At 72.4% G+C, this 24,690-nt stretch carries 26 protein-coding genes; 10 read left to right on the forward strand and 16 right to left on the reverse strand.

From position 1 onward, the window contains the following. On the forward strand, positions 1–440 hold a 440-nt coding region (locus OQ02_RS25475), incomplete at its 5' end, for a transposase (protein ID WP_231500223.1). A 98-nt stretch (positions 441–538) separates the two neighbouring features. On the opposite strand, the gene OQ02_RS25480 is transcribed toward OQ02_RS25475, so the two are convergent. Next, on the reverse strand, positions 539–1,105 hold the full coding sequence (locus tag OQ02_RS25480; protein ID WP_033441116.1) for a TetR/AcrR family transcriptional regulator: 567 nt from the start codon (positions 1,103–1,105) through the stop codon (positions 539–541). A gap of 16 nt (positions 1,106–1,121) precedes the next feature. Here OQ02_RS25480 and OQ02_RS25485 point away from each other — a divergent pair, with 16 nt between their 5' ends. The 3 genes from OQ02_RS25485 to OQ02_RS25495 are packed head-to-tail and all read left to right on the forward strand — an operon-like array spanning position 1,122 to position 4,663. Then, entirely contained in the window at positions 1,122–2,795 is a 1,674-nt protein-coding gene (locus OQ02_RS25485; protein WP_033441117.1) for an FAD-binding oxidoreductase, read from the forward strand. Next, entirely contained in the window at positions 2,785–3,981 is a 1,197-nt protein-coding gene (locus tag OQ02_RS25490; RefSeq protein ID WP_033441118.1) for an amidohydrolase, read from the forward strand. Before OQ02_RS25485 ends, OQ02_RS25490 begins: the two co-directional genes overlap by 11 nt. 31 nt (positions 3,982–4,012) lie before the next feature. Beyond that, entirely contained in the window at positions 4,013–4,663 is a 651-nt protein-coding gene (locus tag OQ02_RS25495; RefSeq protein WP_051772800.1) for a hypothetical protein, read from the forward strand. On the opposite strand, the gene OQ02_RS25500 is transcribed toward OQ02_RS25495, so the two are convergent. Continuing rightward, positions 4,660–5,667 (reverse strand): NADP-dependent oxidoreductase, encoded by a 1,008-nt coding sequence (locus OQ02_RS25500; RefSeq protein ID WP_033441119.1) that lies wholly within the window; start codon positions 5,665–5,667, stop codon positions 4,660–4,662. The two genes, OQ02_RS25495 and OQ02_RS25500, sit on opposite strands and share 4 nt — an antisense overlap. 53 nt (positions 5,668–5,720) lie before the next feature. Between OQ02_RS25500 and OQ02_RS25505 the strand changes: the two genes are divergently transcribed. After that, a complete protein-coding gene (locus OQ02_RS25505) occupies positions 5,721–6,128 on the forward strand; it encodes a GNAT family N-acetyltransferase (protein ID WP_033441120.1) in 408 nt (135 codons plus the stop codon). A gap of 6 nt (positions 6,129–6,134) precedes the next feature. Here OQ02_RS25505 and OQ02_RS25510 read toward each other — a convergent pair whose 3' ends face one another. From OQ02_RS25510 to OQ02_RS41315, 5 genes are all read right to left on the reverse strand, one after another. Then, entirely contained in the window at positions 6,135–6,566 is a 432-nt protein-coding gene (locus tag OQ02_RS25510; protein ID WP_051772801.1) for a hypothetical protein, read from the reverse strand. Next, a complete protein-coding gene (locus tag OQ02_RS25515) occupies positions 6,563–9,328 on the reverse strand; it encodes an FtsK/SpoIIIE domain-containing protein (protein WP_033441121.1) in 2,766 nt (921 codons plus the stop codon). Before OQ02_RS25515 ends, OQ02_RS25510 begins: the two co-directional genes overlap by 4 nt. A gap of 1 nt (position 9,329) precedes the next feature. Next, on the reverse strand, positions 9,330–9,581 hold the full coding sequence (locus OQ02_RS25520) for a hypothetical protein (protein WP_033441122.1): 252 nt from the start codon (positions 9,579–9,581) through the stop codon (positions 9,330–9,332). A 1-nt stretch (position 9,582) separates the two neighbouring features. Then, positions 9,583–9,843, reverse strand: a complete 261-nt coding sequence (locus OQ02_RS25525; protein ID WP_033441123.1) for a hypothetical protein — start codon at positions 9,841–9,843, stop codon at positions 9,583–9,585. 135 nt (positions 9,844–9,978) lie between these two features. Further along, a complete protein-coding gene (locus OQ02_RS41315) occupies positions 9,979–11,019 on the reverse strand; it encodes a hypothetical protein (RefSeq protein WP_051772802.1) in 1,041 nt (346 codons plus the stop codon). A 218-nt stretch (positions 11,020–11,237) separates the two neighbouring features. On the opposite strand from OQ02_RS41315, the gene OQ02_RS25535 reads away from it, so the two are divergent. After that, on the forward strand, positions 11,238–11,585 hold the full coding sequence (locus tag OQ02_RS25535; protein ID WP_033441124.1) for a hypothetical protein: 348 nt from the start codon (positions 11,238–11,240) through the stop codon (positions 11,583–11,585). 94 nt (positions 11,586–11,679) lie between these two features. Here the strand turns inward: OQ02_RS25535 and OQ02_RS25540 are convergent, their stop codons facing one another. The 4 genes from OQ02_RS25540 to OQ02_RS25555 form a co-directional block, all read right to left on the reverse strand. Further along, positions 11,680–12,465 (reverse strand): alpha/beta fold hydrolase, encoded by a 786-nt coding sequence (locus OQ02_RS25540; RefSeq protein WP_033441125.1) that lies wholly within the window; start codon positions 12,463–12,465, stop codon positions 11,680–11,682. Continuing rightward, positions 12,466–13,089, reverse strand: a complete 624-nt coding sequence (locus OQ02_RS25545) for a DUF4232 domain-containing protein (protein ID WP_033441126.1) — start codon at positions 13,087–13,089, stop codon at positions 12,466–12,468. A gap of 99 nt (positions 13,090–13,188) precedes the next feature. Further along, the gene (locus OQ02_RS46985) at positions 13,189–14,178 is read right to left on the reverse strand and encodes a gamma-glutamylcyclotransferase (RefSeq protein WP_331281552.1); all 990 of its coding nucleotides are present in this window, start codon (positions 14,176–14,178) and stop codon (positions 13,189–13,191) included. A 168-nt stretch (positions 14,179–14,346) separates the two neighbouring features. After that, positions 14,347–14,721, reverse strand: coding sequence for a winged helix-turn-helix transcriptional regulator (locus OQ02_RS25555; RefSeq protein ID WP_033441128.1), 375 nt, complete (start codon positions 14,719–14,721; stop codon positions 14,347–14,349). 95 nt (positions 14,722–14,816) lie between these two features. Between OQ02_RS25555 and OQ02_RS25560 the strand changes: the two genes are divergently transcribed. Beyond that, positions 14,817–15,617, forward strand: a complete 801-nt coding sequence (locus tag OQ02_RS25560) for an NAD(P)H-binding protein (protein ID WP_033441129.1) — start codon at positions 14,817–14,819, stop codon at positions 15,615–15,617. A 28-nt stretch (positions 15,618–15,645) separates the two neighbouring features. Here the strand turns inward: OQ02_RS25560 and OQ02_RS25565 are convergent, their stop codons facing one another. Further along, positions 15,646–16,632 carry a LysR family transcriptional regulator gene (locus OQ02_RS25565; RefSeq protein ID WP_033441130.1) on the reverse strand — a complete coding sequence of 329 codons (987 nt, stop codon included), beginning with the start codon at positions 16,630–16,632 and terminating at the stop codon, positions 15,646–15,648. 91 nt (positions 16,633–16,723) lie between these two features. On the opposite strand from OQ02_RS25565, the gene OQ02_RS25570 reads away from it, so the two are divergent. After that, positions 16,724–17,155 carry a nitroreductase family deazaflavin-dependent oxidoreductase gene (locus OQ02_RS25570; RefSeq protein WP_033441131.1) on the forward strand — a complete coding sequence of 144 codons (432 nt, stop codon included), beginning with the start codon at positions 16,724–16,726 and terminating at the stop codon, positions 17,153–17,155. A gap of 23 nt (positions 17,156–17,178) precedes the next feature. On the opposite strand, the gene OQ02_RS25575 is transcribed toward OQ02_RS25570, so the two are convergent. After that, positions 17,179–18,021 carry a PhzF family phenazine biosynthesis protein gene (locus OQ02_RS25575; protein WP_051772803.1) on the reverse strand — a complete coding sequence of 281 codons (843 nt, stop codon included), beginning with the start codon at positions 18,019–18,021 and terminating at the stop codon, positions 17,179–17,181. 75 nt (positions 18,022–18,096) lie between these two features. Between OQ02_RS25575 and OQ02_RS25580 the strand changes: the two genes are divergently transcribed. Continuing rightward, positions 18,097–18,912 carry a LysR family transcriptional regulator gene (locus OQ02_RS25580; protein ID WP_033441132.1) on the forward strand — a complete coding sequence of 272 codons (816 nt, stop codon included), beginning with the start codon at positions 18,097–18,099 and terminating at the stop codon, positions 18,910–18,912. On the opposite strand, the gene OQ02_RS25585 is transcribed toward OQ02_RS25580, so the two are convergent. From OQ02_RS25585 to OQ02_RS41320, 3 genes are all read right to left on the reverse strand, one after another. Beyond that, the gene (locus OQ02_RS25585; RefSeq protein ID WP_033441133.1) at positions 18,905–20,287 is read right to left on the reverse strand and encodes a GTPase domain-containing protein; all 1,383 of its coding nucleotides are present in this window, start codon (positions 20,285–20,287) and stop codon (positions 18,905–18,907) included. The genes OQ02_RS25580 and OQ02_RS25585 overlap by 8 nt on opposite strands. Then, positions 20,287–22,110, reverse strand: a complete 1,824-nt coding sequence (locus tag OQ02_RS25590) for a dynamin family protein (RefSeq protein WP_081915944.1) — start codon at positions 22,108–22,110, stop codon at positions 20,287–20,289. Before OQ02_RS25590 ends, OQ02_RS25585 begins: the two co-directional genes overlap by 1 nt. A gap of 108 nt (positions 22,111–22,218) precedes the next feature. Beyond that, positions 22,219–23,169 (reverse strand): IniB N-terminal domain-containing protein, encoded by a 951-nt coding sequence (locus OQ02_RS41320; RefSeq protein ID WP_051772804.1) that lies wholly within the window; start codon positions 23,167–23,169, stop codon positions 22,219–22,221. A 243-nt stretch (positions 23,170–23,412) separates the two neighbouring features. Between OQ02_RS41320 and OQ02_RS25600 the strand changes: the two genes are divergently transcribed. Then, positions 23,413–24,684, forward strand: a complete 1,272-nt coding sequence (locus OQ02_RS25600; protein ID WP_033441303.1) for an Hsp70 family protein — start codon at positions 23,413–23,415, stop codon at positions 24,682–24,684. The last annotated feature ends 6 nt before the right edge of the window (positions 24,685–24,690 follow it).

The raw sequence follows: 24,690 nt of genomic DNA on the forward strand, positions 1-24,690 counted from the left end.
CCAAGGCCCGACTGCGGGTCGCGCGTGTCCACGCCCGCATCGCCGACCGCCGCCGAGACCTGCTGCACAAGCTGACCACTCGACTCGTCCGGGAGAACCGACTGGTCGTGATCGAGGACCTGGCGGTCCGCAACTTGCTCAGGAACCGCACCCTGGCCCGTGCCATCTCCGACGCGTCGTGGTCGGACCTGCGGTCGATGCTGGAGTACAAGTGCGACTGGTACGGCCGCGACCTGGTCGTGGTCGACCGGTGGCTGCCCAGTTCGAAGACCTGCTCGGCCTGCGGACGGCTCCGCGACCGCCTGCCGCTGCACATCCGGAGTTGGGCCTGCCAATGCGGGGCACGGCTCGATCGCGACGTCAACGCTGCGAAGAACATCCTGGCCGCCGGGCTGGCGGTCACCGCCTGTGGAGACGGTGTCAGACCAACCCGACGCTAGTCGGCGAGGCAACCGTCACAACCTCCCTCGGGAGAAGAAGCAGGAATTGCCGGGCGCGAGCCCGACAGGAATTCCCTCCCGTCAGGGAGAGGAGGAAGTCAAGTGAGTGCCGCGTTCAGGTAGGCGGCGAGTTCGGTCAGGAGCTCGTCGAAGTCGAGGTCGGTGGTGGCCGGTCGGATCGACAGGACCAGCGACTGGGTGGTGAGCAGGACCAGGCGGGCCTGGGCGGCGGTGGAGCCGGGGCGGATGGAGCCGTCCGCGTGACCCGCCTCGACCTGCGCCACCAGGAACCCCTCGACCAGCCTCTGCGTGCTGCCCAGCCGTTGCACCAGGTATGGCAGCATCAGCTCGGCGTCGAGGTCGAGCACGCGCCGCATCAACGGGTCGGCGGCGAGCAGTCGGATGCTTGTGATGGCCTGCGTCACGAGCCGCTGCCGCGCGTTGTCGCCGCTCGGCGGGATGCGACCGAGGAGCTTGGTGAACTCCCTGGTCATCAGGGCCCTGACCAGGGTGCCGACGTCCGGGAACCGGCGGTAGAGGGTCATCCGGCTCACGCCGGCGCGTTTGGCGATGTCCGTCAGCGTGGTGCGGCGGACCCCGACTTCGACCACGCAGTCGCGGGCGGCGTCGAGGAGCGCGTCATCACTGTGACGTTGAGACGTCATATGTCACACTGTAGCGGTGACCGAGCACATCGACCACACCCTCCGGGGCAGTTGGACCACGACCACGGGCTCGATCCCGCCGCACGCGCTGAAGTGGCTGCGTGCGCGCACCGGGCTCGCGGCCGGCCGAGCGGATGACCTGGTGGATACCCGAGCGGATGACCGGGCCGAGACGGGTGGGCCGGGTAGTGCGGAGTCGGCCTTGTCGGAGGCCGCGCACGCGGCGCTGGACGCCGTCGTGGGGCCGGGGTACGTCCGGGTCGACCGCGACTCGCGGGCGGGTCGCGCGGGCGGTCTGTCCTATGTGGACCTGCTGCGGCAGCGCGGCGCGGGCGATCCGGCGGTGCCGGACGCGGTGGTGCTGCCCGCGTCGCCCGAGCAGGTCACCGACGTGCTGAAGGCGTGCGTCGAGCACGACGTGGCGGTGGTGCCGTTCGGCGGCGGCACGTCCGTGGTCGGCGGCGTGAACGCGTTGCGCGGCGACAAGGCGGCGGTGATCGCGCTCGACCTGCACCGGCTGGACAAGCTGGTCTCGGTCGACCCGGTGTCACGCCTCGCCGTGCTCCAAGCCGGTCTGACCGCGCCGCGCGCCGACCAGCTGCTCGCCGCGCACGGGCTGACGGTCGGGCACGTCCCGCAGTCCTACGAGCGCGCCACCATCGGCGGGTTCGCGGCGACCAGGTCGGCCGGTCAGGCGTCCTCCGGCTACGGCCGGTTCGAGGACATGGTGGAAGGGCTGCGGCTGGCCACCCCGGTGGGCGAGTGGCGGTTGGGCCGCGCGCCCGCGTCGGCCGCCGGGCCGGACCTGAAGCAGCTGGTGGTGGGTAGTGAAGGCGCGTTCGGCGTGATCACCGAGGTGACGCTCCGGGTGCGGCCGAGGCCGGAGGTCGAGCGGTACGAGGGCTTCGTGGTCGACGGCTGGGCGCGCGGCTCGGCGCTGGTGCGCGAGTTGGCGCAGCGGCGCGTGCTGGCCGACGTCACGCGGCTGTCCGATGTGGACGAGACCGAGGTGTCCCTCGCGCTGGCCGGCGGGTGGAAGACCGACGCGCTGAAGGCGTACCTGCGGGCGCGCGGCGTCCGGCAGCCCTGCCTGCTGGTCCTCGGGTGGCACGGCGCGGACCAGGCTGAGGTCAAGCGCCGGCGGGCGGAGACGCTGCGCGGGGTGAAGGCGGTGTCGCTCGGCACGGCGCTCGGCGAGGCGTGGCGGCACGGCCGGTTCAACGGGCCGCGCCAGCGGGACGCGTTGCTGGACATCGGCGTGTGCGTCGAGACGTTGGAGACGGCCACGCACTGGTCGACCGTCTCCGAGCTGCGCAGCGCGGTGCGCGAGGCGCTGGTCGACGCGCTCGGCGAGTGCGTGGTCATGTGCCACATCTCGCACGCCTACGAGACCGGCGCGTCGCTGTACTTCACCGTCCTCGCGGCGCGGGACGCGGCCGACCCGATCGGACAGTGGCAGGTCGCGAAGGCCGCCGCGAGCGAGGCCATCGCGGGCCTCGGCACGATCAGCCACCACCACGCGGTGGGCACGGACCACGCGCCGTACCTCGAAGCCGAGATCGGCGGGCTGGGCCTGGACGTGCTGGCGTCCGTCAAGCGGACGCTCGACCCCACCGGGGTGCTCAACCCCGGCAAGTTGATCGCTGGCGACTTCACCCCGGCGGGGCTAGCGTCGCCTGGTGACCGGTGACCTCCTGATCCGTTCCGTGCGGCCGTGGCCGAACCTCCCGGGCGCACCCGTGGTCGACGTGCTCTGCGAGGGCGGGCACGTCGCGGCGTTCGCCCCGGACCTCGACCCGCCGCCCGCCGTGCCGGTGGTCGACGGCCGGGGCGGCGTGCTGCTGCCCGCGTTCACGGACGCCCACGCGCACCTGGACTCCACCCGGCTCGGCCTGCCGTTCCGGCCGCACGGCGCGGGCGCCGGGCTGGCCGACCTGATCGAGCACGACCGGCGCAACTGGCGGTCCGCCGAGGCGTCCGTCGCGCAACGCGCCACGCACACGCTCGCCCGCACGATCGCCGGCGGCGCCACGCACGTCCGCAGTCACGCCCAAGTGGACGTCGACTCGGGGCTGGAGAAGCTGGAGGGCGTGCTCGCCGCGCGCGAGGAGCACCGGGGCCGGGCGCACGTCGAGGTGGTGGCGTTCCCGCAGTGCGGCATCCTGCGGGAGAAGGGCACGGCCGAGCTGCTGGAGGCGGCCCTGCGCGCGGGCGCGGACCTGGTCGGCGGGCTCGACCCGGCGGGCTACGACCGGGCCCCGGTGCGGCACCTGGACGTGGTGTTCGGGTTGGCCGAGAAGCACCAGCGCGGGGTGGACGTGCACCTGCACGACGGCGGGACGCTCGGCGCGTTCCAGGTGGAGCTGATCTGCGAACGCGTGCAGGCGCTCGGGATGCAGGGGCAGGTGACGATCAGCCACGCGTTCGCACTGTCCACTGTGGATGGTGATCGGCAGCGGGAACTGGTGGAGCTGCTGGCGGAGCACGACGTCGCGGTGACCACGGTCGCGCCGGGCGTGCGGGAACCGCTGCCGCTGCGGGAACTGCGGCGCGCGGGCGTGCGGCTCGGGCTCGGCCAGGACGGCATCCGCGACTACTGGTCGCCGTACGGCAACGGCGACATGCTGGACCGCGCCTGGCAACTGGCCTACCGCAACGGGTTCCGCCGTGACGACCTGGTGGAGATGTGCGTCGACATCGCGACCCGGGGCGGCGCGGCCGTGATGGGCCGGGCGCTGGGCCTCACCGAGGGCTCGCCGGCCGACCTGGTCGTGGTGCCGGGTGACACGGTGACCGCCGCGGTCATGGACCGCGCCCCGCGCACGCTGGTCGTGCACGCGGGACGCGTCGTGGCCGCCGAAGGCGAGATCGTCTGAGGTTGTCGGTGGTGGCCGCTAGCCTGCGCGCATGAGCGAAGACACCTGGAAGGCGTTGGCGGCGACCCCTCTCGCCGAGGCCCGCCGGCGTGCGGCGATCGTCGGCGAACTGGCGGGGGTCGCGCCGGTGGCGGTGGACGACGCGGAGCGGTTCGCGTGGAACGACGGCGGCGGGCAGTCGGCCGTCTGGTACTTCACGCCGGACGGCCGGGCGCTGCTCCTCACCTTCGACCACGAGTCGGACCTGAACCTGTACGCCGAGGGCGACTACGCCCTCCAGGAGTCGCTGTACCGCGGGGTGCCCGAAGACCTGGTGCGGCTGGTGCGGAACCGGCCCGAGAACTACGAGTCGCTGAACCTCGTCGACCCGGAGACCGGGCACGCGATCCACTACGCCGGTGGCGTCTTCTGGTTCGACGGGGAGCGGTGGCGGGCCGCCGAGGGCTTCCTGGAGCACTGCGAGCAGGAGGGCCTGTCCCCGATGACCGAATCGGGGTTCGACTACTGCCTCGACGCCTGCGCGTTCGGCCGGGAGTTCACCGCCGGGACGGTGGTCGGGCAGGGTGACTCCGACGGCCGGTACGAGGAGGCCGCCGACCGCGACGCCGCGCTGGTCGAGGTCCGGGAGGTCTTCGACCGGCACGCGGCGTCGCTGGGGGCGGGATCGTCCGGGCGTGGTTAGAGGGTGACCAGGGCCTTGCCGGTGTTCTCGCCGTTCAGCATGCCGATGAACGCCTCCGGAGCCCGGTCCAGGCCCTCGGTGACGGTCTCCCGGTAGCGCAGCTTGCCCTCGGCGATCCAGCCGGCGACCTCGCGCACGAACTGCTCGCGCAGGTGCTCCAGGTCGAACACCAGCATCCCGCGCAACGTCAGCCGCTTGCCGACGGCCAGACCGAGGTTGCGCACCCCCGTCGGGGTCGTGGTGTTGTAGTTCGAGATCGACCCGCAGAGGGCGACGCGGCCGAACAGGGTCAGCGCGTCGATCGCCGCTTCCAGGTGCTCGCCGCCGACGTTGTCGAAGTACACGTCGATGCCGTCCGGCGCGGCGTTCGAGAGCAGCTCACCGACCGGGCCGTCCTTGTAGTTGAACGCCGCGTCGAAGCCCAGCTCCTCGACCAGGTACCGCACCTTCGCCTCGCTGCCCGCGCTGCCGATGACGCGCTTCGCGCCGCGCAGCCGGGCCACCTGGCCGACGACCTGCCCGACCGCGCCCGCCGCGCCGGACACGAACACCGTGTCGCCCTCCTTGAACGCGGCGATCTCCAGCAGGCCCGCGTAGGCGGTCAGGCCGGGCATGCCGAGCACGCCCAGGTACGCGCCGAGGGGCGCGGCCTCCGGGTCGACCTTCACCGCGCCGGCCGCGTCCACCGCGCTGTACTCGCGCCAGCCCAGGAAGTGCCGCACCGTGTCGCCGACCGCGAAACCGGGCGCGTTCGAGGCCACGACCTCGCCGACGGCCTCGCCCGAGAGGACCTGGCCGACCTCGAACGGCGGGATGTACGACTTGCCCTCGTTCATCCGGCCGCGCATGTACGGGTCCACGCTCATCACGACGTTGCGGACCAGCAGCTGGCCGTCGCCGATCGTCGGCACGGGCACTTCGACCAGGTCGAAGTTGTCACCGGTGGGGAAGCCTTCGGGGCGGGAGGCGAGACGGATCTCTCGCGCGGTGCTCGGGAACGTCATACGGATCATGACGTTCCGAGGGCCTGCCGCTATTCCCGGCGTACCGTCACGCCGTGGACATCCGCCGGATCACGTCGCTCGAAGCGGTCATGGCCGCCGGTCACCTGTTCGACGACCTGCCGCGGGAGGACGCGACGCGGGCGTTCCTCGCCGACGACCGGCACCACCTGCTGATCGCGTACGTCGACGGCGAGCCCGCCGGGTTCGTGTCCGGCGTCGAGACCATCCACCCCGACAAGGGCGTGGAGATGTTCCTCTACGAGCTGGGCGTGGACGACGCCCACCGGCGCCGCGGCATCGCCACCGCGCTGGTCGAGCGGCTGATCGGGTTGGCCCGGGACCGCGGCTGCACCGGCGTGTGGACCGGCACCGAGAAGGACAACACCGCCGCCCTGGCCACCTACCGCCGGGCCGCCGCCGAACTCGACTTCGACAGCGTCATCGTGTCCTGGGGTTTCTGAACCGGGCTAGGAACCCTTGCGGCGCAACAGGGTGCGTTTCTGCAACGACTCCTCCAGCGCCTGGTAGGCCAGGTCCATCGCGGTGTTGTACTCGCGCTGGTCGCGCGCCGGCACCGACTCGTCCGGGCCGGGCACCGGGGTCATCGTCATCCACCGCTCGTCCCACAGCAGCTCGACCGCGGCCTCCCAGTGCACCGCGACGATCAGCTTCACCACCTGTTCCTGCTCGATCACGTCGGCCATCCGGTCCTGCGACGCGGCCAACCGGGCCAGCAGGTCGCGCACGCGGGCGCGGTCCGCCGCGCGCATCCGCTCGACCGACTCGGCGGCCAGCGCGACGATCTCCTTGTACCGCTCGACCGCCGAGACCACCTCGACGTCCGGCACCCCTTCCCCGCTGGTGCGCTGCACGGGCACTGCGGAGATCTGGCCGGTCATGATTCCTCCCCGGTGTCGAACGGGATGACGACCTGCGGGCGCGAGTGCTCGAACCGGTCGAAGAACAGGCCCCGGCGCGGTCGCGGTGACCACGCCATGACCTGCTCCGGCCCGAACGACAGCAGCTCCTTGCCCTGGATGTCGAACGCCACCCACGCGCCGATGTCGTCGTAGACACCGGGCGACAGGCTGTTCTTCAGCCGCTGCGCGCCCCGCCACCAGCCCAGCACGTGGGTGCGGTTCTCCGGGCCGTGCTTGAGCACGGTGCGCAGGTGGTCGACCCCGGAGGCCCGCGTCGTCGGGTTCTTCGCCTCCAACAGGGTGTGCGCCGCGTCCACCGCGTAAACCACCACGTAGTGCGGTTGCAGCGGCGCACCCGTCTCACCGGTCATGCTCGCGGTGATCCGACCGGCCACTTCCTCGACCAGCTGCCGGATGCCGTCGAGGCCCATCAGGTCGACCACGTGGCCCGCGTCGCGCAGCTGCTTGGCCAGCTTCTCCGCGTGCGGCCAGGCGTCCTCGGCCAGGCACGCCAGGGTGAACTGCGCGTCGCTCGGCTCGTGCTGCCGGGCCAGCGACAGCGCAGCGCCGCCCAGCACGTCCGCCGCGTCCTCGGCCAGCGATCCGAGCACCGCGATGTTCCGGCCGGGGGTGCGGGCGAAGCGCACCTTGGCCGCGCTGCCCGCCACGTCGATCACCTGGCCGAGCAGCACGGTCGGGTTGCCGGCGCCCGGTCCCAGCGCCCGGAAGTCCGGCAGGGCCTGGAGCGCGGGCACCTTGCTGCCGTCGAACAGGATCGGCTCGGCAAGGTCCGGCGGCCGGCGGCGGTGCAGCTCCGCTTGCAGCGCGTCGAACGTGCCCTTGGCGGTGGCGTCCGGGATGCGCGCGATCTCGTTGCCCGGCCGGACCCCGGACTCGTGGTTGACCACCGCGTGCCAGCGGGGCAGCTCGACGGCTGCGTCGTTCTGCGGCTCGGCCAGCACCCGCCGCGCCTTCGGCAGAGCGATGCGCACGGTGAACTGCTCGAAGATCGCCGACTTGCCCCAGAAGCCCTCGATGCCGGACACGTCCTGGCTGGACAGCACCAGGTGGATGCCCTGCGACCGCCCGCGCCGGGCCACGTCCTCCAGCAGCTGCGCGGCCTGCGCGGTGACCTGGTCGCGTTCGCCGAACAGGTACTGGAACTCGTCGATCACCGCGACGATCCGCGGCCAGTGGCCGAGCGGGTCCTCCTCGCGCAGCTGCTCCAGCTTGGTGACCTCGTGCCGCTTGGCCGCGTCCGCGCGCCGGCGCATCTCGTCGGCCAGGAACGCCAGCAGCGCCACGCCGAACTCGCGGTCGGTGTTGACGTTCACGCCGACCAGCCGCGCGTGCGGCAGCCACGTCGGGTCCTTGCGTCCCGGCGCGAACTGGGCGAACGACACGCCCTCCTTGAAGTCCAGCAGGTACAGCTCCAGCTCGTCCGGCTCGTACCGGGCGGCCAGGCTGCCGAGCATCGCGTAGAGGAAGTTCGTCTTGCCCGAGCCGCTGGGCCCGCCGATCAGCGCGTGCGGCGACGTGTCGCCCAACGCCACGTGCACCGGCTCGCCCTCCAGGAAGCCCACCGGGGCCACGACGCCCGCCGACGAGTCGTCCCGCCACAGCTGCTCCGGCAGCAGGTCCGCGAACGTGCTCAGCCGGTTGCGGCGCTCCTCCCGCTTGTCCGCGATAGCCGCGCACGCGCGGGGCACCAGCGCGCGGGGGAACGGCGGGTCGAGCGCGACCGTCACGTGCTTGCCCGTCATCGTGCAGGTCGCGGACTGGTCGGCGGCGATCGTGACGGTCTCGACCGGCGAGTTGACGGTGATCGGGATGTCGACGATGACCAGCTGGATGCCGGCCGCCAAACCGTTGCGCGCCACCCGTTGCAGCTGCTGCTGGTGCTCCTCCCGCAACGCCTGCCGGTTGCCGAACAGCACCGCCACCCGCCACGGCTCGGTCCGCCGACCGCCCGCCGCCGTCACCGACTGGTGGCCCTCGACCAGGACACCGGTGTGCACCCGCCGGATGTGGTCGGACAGCTCGTCCAGCAGCTCGTGCAGCCGGGCCGGGTCGTGCACGGTCAGCAGTCCCGCGCGGGTCAGCGGGTAGAGGCCGGGCAGCGCGCCGGTGAGCTGGCCGACGTCCCACACGTGGACGTGCACCAGTCCGGGCTGGAAGTGGCTCAGCAGCCGCAGCAGCAGGTTCTCCACCAGGCCCTCGGCCGCGTGCCTGCTCTCGTACGTGGACGACACGTGCAGGTGAGCGTGGTCGAGCAGCGGCACCGCCACCGGGAACCGGTGCGGCTCCGGCGCGCTGCGCACCGCACCCGTGCCGATGCGCCACAGCTCGGGCACGCCGTCCGTCGCGTCGGCCGTGCCCGGCGTGCCGAGCCACCTCTCGTGCGGCCAGGACGCCGGACCGTCCGCCACCGCGTCGACCAGGCCGGTCAACGCGTCCGGCCCGCGCTCGGACCAGTCGCGGAACGCGTCCACCCGGTCGATCAGCGCGTTCGCGACCTGTTGCTGGAACAGGGGGTTCGCCAGCGCGTCGGCCAGCAGCGGGTCCTCCATCGCCCGGTCCACGCCCTGCCCGCGCAGCATCACCTCGAACATGTCGCGCGCGCGTTCGTCGGCGAGTCGGCGCTGCTCGCGCGAGGCGTTGCCCAGCGCGGCGGCGACCGCCCGGCGGAACTCCTCGAAGGAGCCCTCGATCTTCTTCCGGCGCTCGTCACGCCTGCTCACGTCACAGCTCCACGGCTAGGCGTTGGACCAGTTCCAGGCTGCCGACGATCAGCTCCAGCTCGTCCGCGAACCGCTCGCCCGCCTTCACGAACCCGGCGGGCACCAGGGATTCGTGGTGGTCGGCGCTCGCCGAGACCAGGATGTCGACCGCCTCGTCCAACGCGTGCTGGGCCTCCCGGACGCTGCGGTAGGCGTCCCGGAGCAACTCGCAGCTCTGCTCGAGCGCGAGCTTGATCTCGCCTACCGAGGTCACGTCACAACCTGGAATTGATGCTCTCGGCCTGGGAGATCCCGGCGCCGAGGTGTTGCTGCAAGTCGGAGACGCCGCTGACCACCTCGGCGAACCGGGCGTTCGCCTGCTCCACGTCGGCTTGGACGCTGCCCTGGGTCGCTGTGCTCAGCAGGGCTTGCGCGTCCTCGGCCAGGTCGGCGGCCTGTTGCAGGGCGTTGACGCTCTGGCCCGCCTTCTCGACGGCCTGGGCGATCGCGGCGCGGACCTCTTCGATGCTGGCCATGTCGGATCCCGACCCTCCCGCAAAGCGTTTGCGTTCCTATAGTTGAAAGTAGTACCTAAAGAATCACGATTCACAAGCAAGATCGGCTGACCGGGTGGCGTCGAAATCCACTCGATCGGGTCAGCGTTTTCGATCTCAGTCCGGCACCGTCCACACGAACGCCGAGGCCGGTGTCGCTGTCAGTTCCAGAGCGGCGATCCCGGCCGGTGGCACGGGTGTCGCCGACCAGCGGATCGAGCCGGAACCGTCCGACCACTCGACCGGCGACCATCCCGAACGGCCCAGCGACGCCACCGCGTCGTGTAGCGCGACCGTGGGCGAATTAACGCTTGAACCGAGGTCGATGTGCACGCTCAGTAGGTGCCCGTGGGGAGCCACTCGGGTGATCTTGCCACTCCGCGCCACCCGACTCGCTACCGCCCGTGCCTGCCATTCGGCGCCGGCGGATCGGTCGGTGGCCACGTCGACCCGCAACGACAGCCGCGTGGCGGGTTCGGGCACGTCGGCGGGGGGTGCGGTCGGGTTCTCGGTGGGGTCGGCGGTGGGGTTGACAGCGGGAGTGACAGCGGGGCCGGCGGCAGGAGTGACAGCGGGGCCGGCGGTGGCGCCCGGCTCGGCGGCCCCCGATCCGGCGCGCACCGGACCGGGCTCCGATCCGGCAGCCCCTGGCCCGACATGCCCCGGCCCGACAGGCCTTGATCCGACATGCCCCGGCCCGGCTGGCCCTGAGCCGGCAGGTTCGGGTCTGTGCTCGGTGCGGCGAAGGTCGGTGTGCTGCGGGTCGTTGCGTTGGGGGTCGCCGCCGGCCCACGCCTCCACCAGCAGTCGCTCACCGCCCGGCACCGGGCCGTCGAGCAGCGCCGGGTCCTCCAGCACCGTCCACGCGGTCGGGGGTTCGCAGGCGACGCGGGGTGTCGGGAACTCGTCGCCCAACAGGCGCACGAACGCGCGGACCGCTCGGGCGAGCGCCCCCGCCACGTTCTGCGTCACGCGTTCGCCGCTGACCCCGCTGATCGTCACCGACCAGCAGCCGGGCTCCTCGTCGGAGCAGTCGACGGCACGCACGACCCGCCCGCGGACCTGGTGCAGCAGTCCGGCGCAGGCGGCACGCGCCTGCTGCTCGTCGTCGGCCGCCACCACCGCGGTGATCAGCAACTCCAGGTCTTGTCCAACCATCCCGACGGATTCTCCACGACGGCGCTGTGACGCGTGAGGGTGCCACCGATGTCACCCATAAGCAGGGGCTTGCGCACACCCCTTGTGATGTCCGCTGATCAGGCCCTTTTCGCCGGTTCAAACCGACGGTCACACGATGCGGTCGGCGTCGTTCGGAGCCCCACCGCCCGAGGTAACGATGTGAACGCACGGCCCACCAACCGCAGGAGGTTTCCACAATGCGCAGCATCATCCGACTCATCGCCGCGGGCGCTCTCTCGCTCCCGATCATCATCGGTGCCGCGGGCATCGCCTCGGCGGACGTCGAGTTCGACCAGAACAACGCGTCCGCCACGCAGCACGGCGCCGCCGTCTACGACCTCGCGTCGGGCGCCGATGATCACGGCAACGCGTACTTCTACGAGCAGTGGCAGGTCGCAGGGCCGTACGGCGCTGGTTCGGTGACCGTGGCGTCGTGGGTCCACAACGGCGACGCGGGCTACTTCGACCACTACGCCTGGGCGGACGCCTACGGTGCGTGGACAGGTTCGACACACGCGTCCGCCGACGGTGCGGACCACGACTGAACCGATTGAACCGTGAACGGGTGGGGCGGCACTGCGGCCACCGCCCCACCCCCACGGTGTTCAGCGCAGGTAGAGGTTCAGGGCAGGTCCAGTTTCAGGGCAGGTCGAGCACCCGGCGGACGAACTCGACCACGTCGGCCAGGACCTCGTCGGAGTTGGTCTCGTTGAACACCTCGTGCCGCGCACCGCGGTAGACGCGTTCCTCGAACAGCAGGCCGCGCAAGCGGTCGGTGCCGGTGCGGGTGTCGGCCAGGGGCACGAGGTCGTCGGCGTCACCGTGCAGCCACAACGTCGGCAGGTGCTCCAGCGCCGGCCCGTAGTTGACGTCGTCGAGCGCGCGTTCCAACGCCTCCAACGTCTCCCGCCGGTACGGGCCGTGCCACACCAACGGGTCGGCCGCGTACCGCTTCCCCACTTCCGGGTCGCGCGACAGCACGTCCGGGTCCAGCGGCACGTCCGGGACCTCCGCGCGGCCCAACAGGTCCAGCCCCTGCCACGTGCCCAGCACCGGCGCGGACAGCACCAGGGCCGACAGCGGGTTCAGCTGGGCGTACCGGGCCGCGACCAGCCCGCCCTCCGCGTGCCCGATCAACACCGTCGGCAGGTCGGACGACGCCGAGCTGATCGTCGCGCCGACGTCCGCCACCACGCCGTCGAAGTCCGGGATCAGCGCCCGTTCGCCCTCGGACCGGCCGTGCCCGACGTGGTCGGCCGCCACGACCAGCGCGCCCGCCCCCACCAACGCCTCGGCGACGTGCCCGTATCTCCCGCTGTGCTCGCCGTAGCCGTGCACGAGCACGGCGAGCCACCCGGCATCCAGGTTGGGCCAGGTGCGCACCGCGAGTTCACCGGCGTGGCCGGGGACGTTCGACTCGATCACCTAGCCAGCGTAGAACGCGCTGATCTCGATCTTCCCGCCGCCGCACACCGGACCCAGGCCCCACGAGAGGCTCATCGGCTGCGTCTCGTCCGGCGGGATCGCGGCGGCGCTCGTCGCCTCCGGCCGGCACGGACCGTCCACCGGCTCGTCACCGGTCGGCACCACGGTCCAGTGCAGGTTCGCCGCCGCCGCCGCGCCGGGGGCGAGGGTCACCAGGGACGGGCCGGGGTCGGGCTTGCGCTGGAGGTCCGTCGGCACGGGGTTGCCCGCCGCGTCGAGCAGTTGCAGGCCGCTGTAGCCGTTGAGCGTGCACGGCGCCGCGCCGTTGTTGGTCACCACGAGCTTGCCGTACCGGTTGCCCGCGCCGGCATCGGTCGTCTGCACCGAACCCGCGAGGGCCGCGGCCGTGCACCTGGTCGACCCGGCGGCAGCCGTCGTGGGCTGCGCCGGCGGCACCGGCTGCTCCGACGGCGGCGGGGTCGTCCCGGCGGTCGTCCGGGATGCCGTCTCCGAGGCCGAAGAGGGTGGCGTGACAGCGATGGTCTGCTGGTCGGCCGCTTGTTGGGGGCTCCCGCACGCGGTGAGCGCGACCGTCAGGGCGCCGAACGCCACGAGTCGCCTCATGTCCACCTCCTGGCTCGGATTCGTGGTCCTTGTCAGGAGGACGTACCCAACGCGGGATCGGTTGGGTGGGTCGGCGAAGAATTCACCGGATTGGGCGCATCATGGGCGATTCTCGACCCAGCCGTCCGGGAGCACCGGCATCCGGTCCACGTCGGCCGTCCAGACGTAGGTCCAGCAGACCTGCCCGTCCGGCAGCGTGACGCGCACCCGGCGGTACTGGTCGCCCTCGTACTCGTCCAGCACCGGCAGCGCGTCCTCCGGGTGCTCCAGCCGCAGCACGTGCCCCGGCACGCCCGGTCCGTCGCCCGGCCTCAGTGCCGGGTAGCCGCGGCCGGTGTCGTGCAGGGTGCCGGGCAGCGCGGCGGGTTCCGGGTCGCCGGTCACGAACGGCGCCATGAGGTGCCACGCGCCCATCCCCGGCTGGAGCGTGCCGTACGCGAACAGGCGGTCCGGCCAGTCGTCGGGCGTCGGGTCGCCGTGCACCGGGGTCACGTCCAGGCCGTCGTCGTCGGCGGGCCGCCCGCCCAGCCGTCGCGCGCCGCGCTGGTCCACGTCGGCGCAGCGCACGGGCTCGCCGTTGATCAGGAGCGGCATCCGCCTGGTGCCCGCGCCGGTGTACGCGAGCACGGAGTCGACGACGCCGCCGTCGAACAGCGTCACCCGGCCGGTGTGCACCCGGACGAGCCGGTACCGCAGGCCGCGTCCCTCGCAGCGGTCGAGCACCCGCAGCTGTTCCGCGGTGGCGAACCACACCGCGTGCTCTTCTTCGACGCCGGGCGCCGCCGCGAGGGTGGCTGGCCGCTGGCCGTCGGTCTTGCGCAGTCCCGCGGCCCAGACGGCGGCGAGGTCGGTACAGCGGGCACGCAGCACGACCGCCGGGCCGGTCAAACCGAGTTCGTCCCGCAGCCACGTCACCTTGGCGGGGTTGGCGTTGGAGCCGTAGGCCAGCACCGGCATCCGGCCCGCGAGCGGCGGTTCGCCGTGCTCCGCGAGCCAGTCGTCCAGGTCCTGCCCGTCCGGGGCGACGCGCCACCCGGAGTCGGCGCCGGGGTCGGGGGTGACCGGCCAGCCTTCGCCGTCGAGGTGCACGAAGCAGTGTCCCGGCCGAGCTCCCGGATAGGGCTCGGCCGGGTGACTATCGTCCGTGAAGGGCTGAGTCATGAATCCCATACTGGCAAACCTCACCTCGAATTCACCCGGCGTTGGGTTCGGGAGGTGACGTGCCCCACGTTCTCGGCGGCCCCGCGTGCGAGTGGGTCACGCCTTCTCGAGCCGTCGTGCGTCGTACTCGTCCTGCGCGGCGCGGAAGTGCGGCAGGTTCTCCTCGATCCACCCGAACAGCTCGCTGATCCGCTTCGCCGCGTGGTCGCCCAGCGGGGTGAGGGAGTAGTCCACCCGCGGCGGGATCACCGGGTGCACGTCGCGGTGCACCAGCCCGTCCCGCTCCAGCGCCTGCAACGTCTGGGCCAGCATCTTCTCGCTCACCCCGGCGACTTCCCGGCGCAGCTCGCCGAACCGCCGCGTGCCACCCAGCAGCTTGCCGAGCACGAGGCTGCCCCACTGGCCGGTGGCGTGGTTGGCGATCACCCGGGACGGGCAGTTGTGGTCGTACACGTCACCTCGCAGCTCCATGAGAACGACTCTACCTCGATACTTTCTGGAGGGTAAGTACCTGACAATCAGGTAGGTACTGTCGAATAGTTAGCGTCGGCCCTAACTTGGGTCGCATGACGACCTTGATCACCGGCGCGACCGGCCACCTCGGCTCCCTGATCCTCGAACACGCCCTCACCCGCCTGCCGGCCGACCGGCTCGCGGTGTCCGTCCGCGACCCGGAGAAGGCGGTGGGCCTCGGCGTCGAGGTGCGCCACGGCGACTTCGACGGCCCGCTCACCGACACGTTCGCCGGGGTGGACACGCTGCTGCTGGTGTCCGTCGACGGGCCGGACGAGATCCGCATCGCCCGCCACCTGAACGCCGTGCGCGCGGCGGCGGAAGCGGGCGTGCGGCACATCGTCTACACGTCGGTGTCGGACGCGGACACCTCGCCGCTCAGCCTGGCCAGGGTGCACAAGGCGACCGAAGAGGCGATCCGGGCCACCGGGATCACGTTCACGTTCCTGCGCAACGGGATGTACCACGAGAACTACCTCCCGCAGGGCCCCGGCCCGATCGTGACGGCCGCGGCGGACGGGCGGATCGCCAGCGTGGCCAGGGACGACCTGGCGCTGGCCGCCGCCGTCGTGCTGAGCACCCCCGGCCACGAGAACGCGGTCTACGAGCTGACCGGCGCGCGGGCGTGGAGCTTCGACGAGCTGGCCGCCCTCGTCGGCACCACGCACGACAAGGTCAGCCAGGAGGAGCGGGTCGCCGGTCTGAAGGGCTTCGGCCTGCCGGACTTCGTCGCGGAACTGCTGGCCGACATCGAGGTCAACATCGGCCGCGGTGTGCTCGCGGAGGTGCGGCCGGACCTGGAGAAGCTGATCGGCCGCACGCCCACCACGATCGAGGAGGCCACCCGCCGCTGACACCGGTCGCGGCTCGGCCGCCGGGCGATCAGCTGCCGACCGGTAGGGCCGCGTCGATCTCCTGGTGGGCTTCGGGGTGCTCCTCCCACCACTTCGCGTAACCCGGGTTGCGGGGGAGCGCCGCGCGGTACGCCCTGGCGGCGGCGATGAAGACGTCGTGGGCTCGACCGGCGGCGGGGCCTTCCCGGCGGGTGGCCAGCAGGAGGTCGACCATCAGCGGGGCGCCGCGCAGCGGCCGGATGACGATCCCGTCGCCGCCGCGTGACTGCGGGAGCGCGAAGGACACCGCGCCGCCGGCCACCAGGCTGCGGGCGATGCCCGCCTCGTTGACGTGGTGGGTGAACCGGGGCGTGAACCCGGCCGCCGCGCACACCGTGAGGAGCTGCAACCGGTGGCCGAGCACCGCGTCCGGCGGCGTGACCCAGTCCCGGTCCGCGAGCCGTGCGAGGTCCACCTCCTCCAGCTCGGCCAGCGGGTCGGTCTCCGGCAGCGCCACGAACTGCGGCTCGCTCACCAGCCGGCGGACCTCCAGCCCGCGCAGCTCGCGCCGGTCCAGCCCCTCGAACCGTTCCAGCACGCCCAGCTGAACCTGCCCGGACACCAGCAGTTCGAGCAGGTGCGACGCGCCGGACGTGATCTCGGTGCGCACCTCCGAGCAGGGGATCACCCGCCGCAGCTCCGCCACGAAGTGCCCGAAGAACAACGCGGGCACGCCGCCGACGAGCAGCGGGCCCGCCGTGCCGGGGCAGGTCCGCGCCCTGGCCAGCGACACCAGTTGGTCGACCTCGTCGAGCACCAGTCGTGCCGTGGTGACGACCTGCCTGCCCAGGTCGGTCGGCGCAGAACCGCAGGGGGTGCGGTCGAACAGCCGGCCGCCGACGATCCGCTCGGCGGTCCGGAGCTGGGCGCTCATCGCGGGTTGGGTGAGGCCGAGGCGCGTGGCGGCCTTCGTGAGGCTGCCTTCTTCGGCGATCGCGCAGACCGCGCGCAGGTGGCGGAGTTCAAGCTCGGGCATAGCGCTCTATCTATCCCCCTTTTCGCGCGGCCCGCCAGGGTCGTGGTGCGGCGACCGGCGGCGTGGACGCGTTGTCGGTAGCTTCGGAGGCATGTCAGTAGTGGACAGCCCCGTCGGCTGGGTGAAGAAGCACATCCAGAAGTACGTCGAGTCGGGCGGCACGGAAGGCCACGAGTGGCGGCCGGGCGTCTTCACGCTCCTGCTGACCACGACCGGCCGGAAGTCGGGTGAGCCACGGCGCACGGCGTTGATCTACCAGCCTTACGGTGACGCGTACGTGGTCGTCGCCTCGCACGGCGGCGCTCCGGAACACCCCTCCTGGTACCGGAACCTCCTCGCGGACGAACGGGCCGAGGTGCAGGTGGGCCCGGACGTCTTCACCGCCACGGCCCGCACCGCCGCCGGTGACGAGCGGGCGAAGCTGTGGAAGCTGATGACCGAGGTGTGGCCGGACTACGACGGCTACGCGGAGAAGACCGACCGCGAAATCCCCGTGGTGGTGCTGGAGCGCACGCAGCCCTGATCGGGGCTCGACCTGATCGGGGTTCAGCCCTGATCGGGGATGGGCACCGCCCCGCCCGTCACGGTGACCCGCGGGTCGTGGGGTGACACCTCGATCTCCAGCACGCTCGGCCGGCCCATGTCGTCACCCTGGTGGATGGTGATCGTCCGCGGCCGGGTGACCGCGCCGATCGTCCGCAGGTAACCACCGAACGCCGCCGCCGCGGCACCGGTCGCGGGGTCCTCCACGACCCCGCCGACCGGGAACGGGTCGCGCGCGTCGAACACGTCTTCGGACCGCTGGTGCACCAGTTGCGCGGTCAGCGCGTCGTTGGCGCGCAGCAGGTCGCCCAGCGCGTCGAACTCGTAGTCCAGCGAGGCCAGCCGCTCCCGGTCCCGCACCGCCAGCACCAGGTGCCGCGCCCCGCCGAACGCCCAGTGCGCGGGGTAGCGCGGGTCGAGGTCGTCGGCGGACCACCGCAGTGCCCGCAACGCCTCCACGACGTCCGCCTCGGGCGTGGGCGTGGACGACGTGGGCACGCTGGTCAGGGTCGCCGTGCCGGGCGCCGTGGCGATCTCCACCAGCCCGGCCTTGGTGTGGAACCGCAGCGTGCCGGGCCGTTCGAGGGCGACGGCGGTGGCCACGGTGGCGTGACCGCAGAACGGGACCTCCACCAGCGGGCTGAAGTACCGCACGTCGAAGTCGCGTTCACCGGCCCGGGGGAGCACGAAGGCGGTCTCGGAGTAGCCGAGGTCGGCGGCGATCTCCAGCATCCGGGCGTCGTCCAGCCCGGTAGCGTCCAGCACGACACCGGCCGGGTTGCCGCCCGCCGGGTCGGTGGTGAAGGCGCTGAAGCGGAGGACTTCGGGTCGGGGTGCGTCGTTCATGCGTACAGCGTGTGCCATCACCGGCATCGAGTCCAACGATTCCCTGTGATGCATCCGATCGGTATTGTCGATCCGGTGGACACCCGCCTCCTGCGCACCCTCCTGGCGCTCGCGCGCACGGGCAGCTTCACCGCCACCGCGGCGGAGCTGCACCTCGTGCAATCCACGGTGACGAGCCAGGTCAAGGCCCTGGAACGGCACCTCGGAGCCCGGCTGTTCGACCGGCTGCCCAGCGGCGCCCGGCTGACCGAGGCGGGCCGGCAGGCCGTCGAGCACGCCAGGGAGGTGCTGTCCGCCGAACAACGCCTGCGTGACGCGGTCCGCGGCAGCACCGCCGTGGAGGGCGACGTGCGGATAGCGGCACCCGAGTCGGTCTGCGCCTACCGGCTGCCGCAGCGCATCGCGGACGTCGCCATGCGCTGGCCGGGCATCTCCGTGCACCTCTCGCCCGCCGGGACCCGGCAGGCGATCACCGGTGTCCGCAACGGCACCCTGGACCTGGCGCTGGTGCTGGAGGACGCGGTGGTCGCGCCGGGTCTGAAGGTGACCGCCGTCGGGGCCGAGCCGATCGAACTGGTGTCCGCGCCGGGCGTCGTGCTGGACGAGCGGTACTTCCTGCTGGAGGAGGGCTGCTCGTACAGCGACCGGTTCGTCCGGGAGCTGTCCGCGACGCCGAGCATCACCCGGTTCGGCAGCATCGAGGCCGTCCGGTCGTGCGTGGTGGCGGGGCTGGGGTGGACCGTGCTGCCCCGCGTGGCGGTCGCCGAGCAGCTGGACGCCGGCACGCTCCAGCGCGTGCGCGAACTGCCCGACAGCACGCTGTTCCTGGTCACGGACCCGCGTCGGACGCCGTCGGCGGCGGTCCAGGCGGTGGCGGCGGCGCTCAACTGAGCGGGGCGAGCATCCCCTCGCAGCTGCGCACGACGACGGACGCGGCCCGCCGCTGCGCGTGGTCCAGCGCCGGGTCGACCGCGTGGTCGCGCCACCGGCCCAGCGTGTCCAGCACGGCGTGCCGCAGCTCGCCCTCGGTCGGCTCGTAGTCCATGCCCAGCCGCACCACCGGGTTCGTGCCGAGGCCGCCGACCAGCCGGGACGCCTCGGCGTCGAGGTCACCCGGAAGACGGGTCCGCCCGCCCTGCAACGCGGCCAGCAGCCGGAGTTCCCGGAAGTCGTGCGTGGACGCGAGGATGCGCTCCACCGCCGTCGCCAGGCCGATCGAACCGGGCCTCGGCTCGGCGCGCAGCACCACGTCCAGGCCCAGCAACGCGGACCGCGCCTTCAGCGCGTCGCGGCGTTCGGTGAAGTAGATGCCGACCGAGTCGCGCAGTTCGCCCAACCCGCTGCGCTGCACCAGCTGACCGGTGAGCTTCACCTGCGTGTCGAAGCCCTGCCGGATCAGGGTGGTCGTCAGCCGCACGCCGAAGACGCCGAACCGGTCCACCAGGCCGCGCCGCGCCGCCGGGTCAAGCCGGACCGGGAAGTCGTCGGCCACGAACCGGTCCGCGGACAGCAGGTGCTTGTCCAGGTCGGTGCGGGCCAGCGCCGCCAGCCTGGACAGCGCGGTGAACTCGTCCGCCCGCACCGTCCGCGCGGCCACCGCGAGCAGCCCCGCCACCGCGACCACGTTCTGGCACAACGGGGTCACGGTCGCCTCGCGCCGGTAGCGGCGGGCGATCTGCTTGGCCGAGGACAGCGCGTCGATCCGGCCGCCGCCGATCTCGTCCGCCCGCGCCAGCACCAGCACCGTGTTCACCGGCGCGGCCCGCGCCACCGGGTGGTCGTGCGCGGTCTGGAGGTACCGCACGTCCGTGGTGTGCATGTGCCTGGTCAGGTAGAGCACCGCGTCGGCCTCGCCGTAGACCTGCTCGACCGGCGCTTCGGCCGGCGTGTCGATCAGGATGAGGTCGCGCAGCGAGCGGGACGGCCACTCGACGACGACGCGCTCGGCGTCCGGCGCGTCGACGAACGCCTTGCCGTCGCGGCGGGTCACCGGCACCTCGTACGGGCCGACGTGCGCCTTCGCCTGCGGCCCGTCCTGGTACCAGGTGGTGGCGCCGGTCGGCGCGAACTCCTCGCCGATCAACGCGCTGACCACCGTCGACTTGCCCGACCGGCGCGATCCGGCGACGGCGACGCGGACCGGTTCGGCGAACCTGGCCTGGTGCCCCCGCAGCCACGCGACCGCCCGCGGGCTGTCCCGGTAGACGGCCAGGGCGTCTTCGAGCAGCGCCCAGACCTCGTCCTCCAGAGTGGTGCCGTCGAGCATCAGGCGCTGATCCCCAGCGGCGGAGCCTGACCTCCCGCGAGTGCCTGGACCCGCTGGTAGAGCGCGACGAGGTGGTCGAGCTCGCGCTTGGCCTCCAGGCTGCGGCGCTCGCGCTCGGAGTTGTCGTCCTGGACGGCGCGGCGCGCGCTGCGGGCCGACTCCAGCAGCGTCTCCTGCAACTCCTCGGCCAGCGTGGAGAAGTGGTTGCGCAGGCTGCGCTGGATGTGCCGCGCCGCGTCGCGGCAGTCCTTGCTGAACTTGATGAAGAAGTCGTCCACGTGCCGGGCCGCGGCGGACTTCGCGGCGGCCTGCCTGCGGCGCAACCGCTGATCGCTCTCGTCGATGATCGACTTGCCGCCGAACAGCGCGCCCGCGCCGAGCGAGATCGCGTTGATCAGCGGCATGCCCGCGAGGCTGGTGGCCAGGCCGAACATCAGCACGCCGCCGTAGGAGCCCTTCAGGCCGGTGAAAGCCTTCTGCACCACGGAGAACTTCTCGATCACCGGTTTCTCCATCGGTGACACGCGGTCCAGCACGTCGTCCGGGAAGATCGATCCGGGCAGCAGGTCGTCCCGGACCACCGGGAAGCTCTTCGCGACCTTCTCCGCCACCCATTCCGACCGGTCCAGCAGCCAGGCGAAGTTCGTCGTCGCGGCCTCGGTGAGGCTGTCCTCCAGCCAGGACTCGAACTTGTCCCAGCCCAGCGCCGGATCGGCGGTCTCGAACGTCTTGTCCACCTCGCGCATGATCTTGCGGGTCCGGTCGCGCAGGTCGTACTCGATGTCGGAGACCAGGTCGGCCATCTCGTCGGCCAGCACCGTCTGCCAGCGCGCGGACCGGCGCCGCAGCTCGTCGATGCGGCGCTGGGCCTCGTTCAGCGTGGCGATCGTGTCCTCCGCGCCCTTGCCCCCGGCGGCCCTCGACCCGCGGGCCGTCAGCTCCTCGCGCACCGGCGTCACCAGCTGCTTGATCGCGGACGCGGCGGTGACCGCGACCGTGCGGCGGGCCAGCACGTCGGCGGCGGCCACGATGTCCTGCCGCACGCAGGCCAGCAGCTCGGGGAACCCGGACTCGGCGTTGAGCGCCTTGTCACCGGTCTTGGCGGCGCGCAGCCGCAGCGCGGCGGACACCGGGATCAGCTTCGCGGCCACGCCCGCGCGGGCCAGGTGCGCCCGGTTGCGCTCGACCACGCGTCGCCACTGGACCGCGATGTCGATCTTCGTGAGCACGACCGTCACGTTCGGGCAGGACGTCATGACTCGCTTCAGCAGCTCCAGCTCGGAACCGGTCAGCTCGGCCGTCGCGTCGGACACCATCAGCACCGCGTCGGCCTGGAGGAGCGCGGCGAACGTGCTCGCGGTGTGCGCGGGCCGCAGGTCCCCGACGCCCGGCGTGTCGATCAGCACCAGGCCCGAGTCCAGCAGGGCGCGCGGGATGCCGATCTCGGCGCGCACCAGGTCGCCGCCGCCCTGGTCGGCGCTCACCCTGCTGGCCAGCTGGTCGATCGGCACGGGGATGCGCTCCGTGGGCGTGTTCGCGATGGACGCGCCGCGCACGAGGGCGGCGGACGGCGTCTCCGCGTGCTGCACGAATGTGGGAACCGTGGTGGTGGCGTCGTCACCCACCGGGCACACCGGTGCGTTGACCATCGCGTTCACGAGCTGGCTCTTGCCCTGCCCCGGCTCGCCGATCACGAGCACGCGGAGCTTGGGGTCCAGCTGGCGGGCGCGCTTCTCGCGCAACCGTTCGGCCAGGTCGGGCCGGTTGTGCGCAGCGCAAGCCCGGATCGTGTCGTCGAGCACGTCGAGCCAGGGCGCGGACATCACCCGGCAGAGTGTGCCGGTAAAACCCGTTCGGGTGAAAGTCCCGGGCACCGACGAGGGCCGGTGCCGTCCCGTGGACAGCACCGGCCCTCCGGTGGTCGATCAGTCTCAGAAGAGCAGGTCGTCCACGCCGAGGCCGCTCACGACCGGCAGGTCGAGGCCGTCCACGGTGCCGGTGACGTTGCTCACCAAGCCGCCGACGCCCGCGGTGTCCGCGACGCCCGAGACGGTGTCCGTGACGTCGGACAGCGGAGCGGTGCCGTGGGTGTCGAACTGGGCCGAGCCGTGCGCGGAGCCGGACACGCCCAGGGAGTCGCCGACGCCGCCGACGACGGGCAGGCCGCCGAGGTCGCCCAGGTCGCCGACGCTGCCCACGACGGGCAGGTCGCCGGTGAGGCCACCGGTCACGTTGCCGACCACGCTGGTCAGCGTGTCGACGGTGCCGAACGCGGTGCTGGTCAGGCTGTCCGCGTCCGGCAGCGAGCCGGCGACCCCACCGGCCGTGGCGAGGGCACCGTCCAGCGTGCCGGTCGCCGTGCCGGCCAGGCCGTCCACCGGCCCGGAAACGGTGGCCAACGTGCCGTCCAGGGTGTCGGTCACGTCACCCACCGCGGAGAAGTCGCCCTCGACGTGGAGCTTCGCCGAGCCGGCGATGTCCAGCAGGTCCCAGCTCGACACGCCGCCGAAGACGGTCAGGCCGTCGGCGTCCGCGCTCAGCGTGCCCGCCACGGCGGCCTTCACGTCGCCCGCACCGGTCGCGCCCGACACCGCGAGCTGGTCGGTCACCGCCTTGAGCTTGAAGATCGCGCCGGCCTGGCCCGCGTCGAGCACGTCGAGGGGCAGGTCCTCGAGGACCGAGCCGTCGAGAGCGGGCAGGCTCCCGGTCGGCACGTAGTCGAGGACCAGCGGGATGACTTCCTGCACGTCCAGAGCGCTGATGTCGCTCAGGCCCGCCCTCGCCAGGGTGCCCTCGGCGTCGGCCTGGAAGTCGGCCAGCGCGGTCGGGTCGCTGAGCAGGTCGAGAACGAAGTCGTGCAGCGTGTTGGGGCTGGAGCCCATGATGGATTTCTCCTGGTCGAATCGGACGCGGGAAGCAGGACCGGCAGGGGTGGGTCCGGCCTGGTGATCAAGGTAGGGGCGGGGGGATCACCCGCCATCGGGGATTACTCCCAGTAGATGCCGCAACCACTATGGGGTGGTTCTCGTTCACTCCCTAGGGGGTTAGGGGATGACCTTGTGACCCTCTCGTCACCCGTGTAGGTAGTGCCCTACTTCGATCAGGCGAATGAGGAGGCGTACGAGTTGCCGTATGTCCTCGGGGTCGACGTCGGCACCACGCGCACCGCGGCGGCGGTGTGCAGGCTGGGCGGCACCGGGCGGGCCGAACCGGAGCCGGTCGGCCTGGGCGGTCCCGGTGGCGGCGTCGCGTCGGCGCTGAACCTCGCCCCGGACGGCGCGTTCGCGGTCGGCGAGCCGGGCGACCCCCGGTGGACCGCCACCGGCTTCAGCCGCCGCGTCGGCGACACCGTGCCGATCGTGCTCGGCCCGGAGGTGGACGGGGCGCAGCGGTGCCCGGCCGAGGAGCTGACCGCGCTCATGGTCATGTGGGTGGCCGACCAGGTGACCGCCCGTGAAGGCGAACCGCCCGCGCACGTCGTGCTGGCGCACCCGCCCGGGTGGGGGTCGCACGCCAAGGGGCTCATGCACCGGGCGCTGCGGTCGGTGGGGGTGGAGGCGTCGCTGGTGCCGGAGCCGGTCGCGGCGGCCGAGAACCACGCGTTCAGCCGGTCGTTCGCCGGGTCGCTCGGCGTGTTCAGCCTGGGCAGCCACGCGTTCGGCGCGTCCGTCGTCGGCCGCGGGTTCGAGCTGGTCAACGCCGTGGAAGGGGTCGACCAGGCGGCCGGCGTCGATTTCGACGACGCCGTGTTCTCGCACGTCCGGACGTCACTCGGGCGGTCGCTGACCGAGCTGGACGCCGACGACCCGCGCACCCGCGGCCTGTTCGGGCGGCTGCGCCGGGACTGCGAGGCGGCGAAGCGGGTGCTGTCCGGCGCGGTGGAGACGTCGATCCCGGTGCACCTGCCGTCCGGGCCGGTGGACGTGCCGATCACCAGGGCGAGGTTCGAGGAGCTGATCCGGCCCTCCGTGGACCAGGCCGTCGCCACGTTCGCCCGGGTCGCGGCCGGCGTCGAGATGACCGTGCTGGTCGGCGGCAGCGCCCGGATACCGCTGGTCGCGGCGTCCGTGCCGGGCCGGGTCGTGCTGGAGGCCGCGCCGGAGACGTCGGTGGTGAAGGGCGCGGCGCTGGCAGCCCGGCGGCTGGTGCTGGGGCCGGACCGTGAGCCCGAACCCATCGAGACCTCGATCATGGTGCGGGACGACGACCCGCTGCTGAGGTTCCCCGTGGGCGGTCTGGACGCGCCGGACGCGGAGTTCACCGCGCCGCCGCCCCGGCCGCCCGTCGACATCACACCGCTGGACCTGCCGGAACGACGCTCGGTGAAGCGCGTCGTGCGCGGGCTCGCGTTGACCGGTGGGCAGCGCCGTGCCCGTGACCCCGAGGATGGCCGTTGAGCCCGA

The sequence above is a fragment of the Saccharothrix sp. NRRL B-16314 genome (genome assembly GCF_000716595.1).
Classification (GTDB): Bacteria; Actinomycetota; Actinomycetes; order Mycobacteriales; family Pseudonocardiaceae; genus Actinosynnema.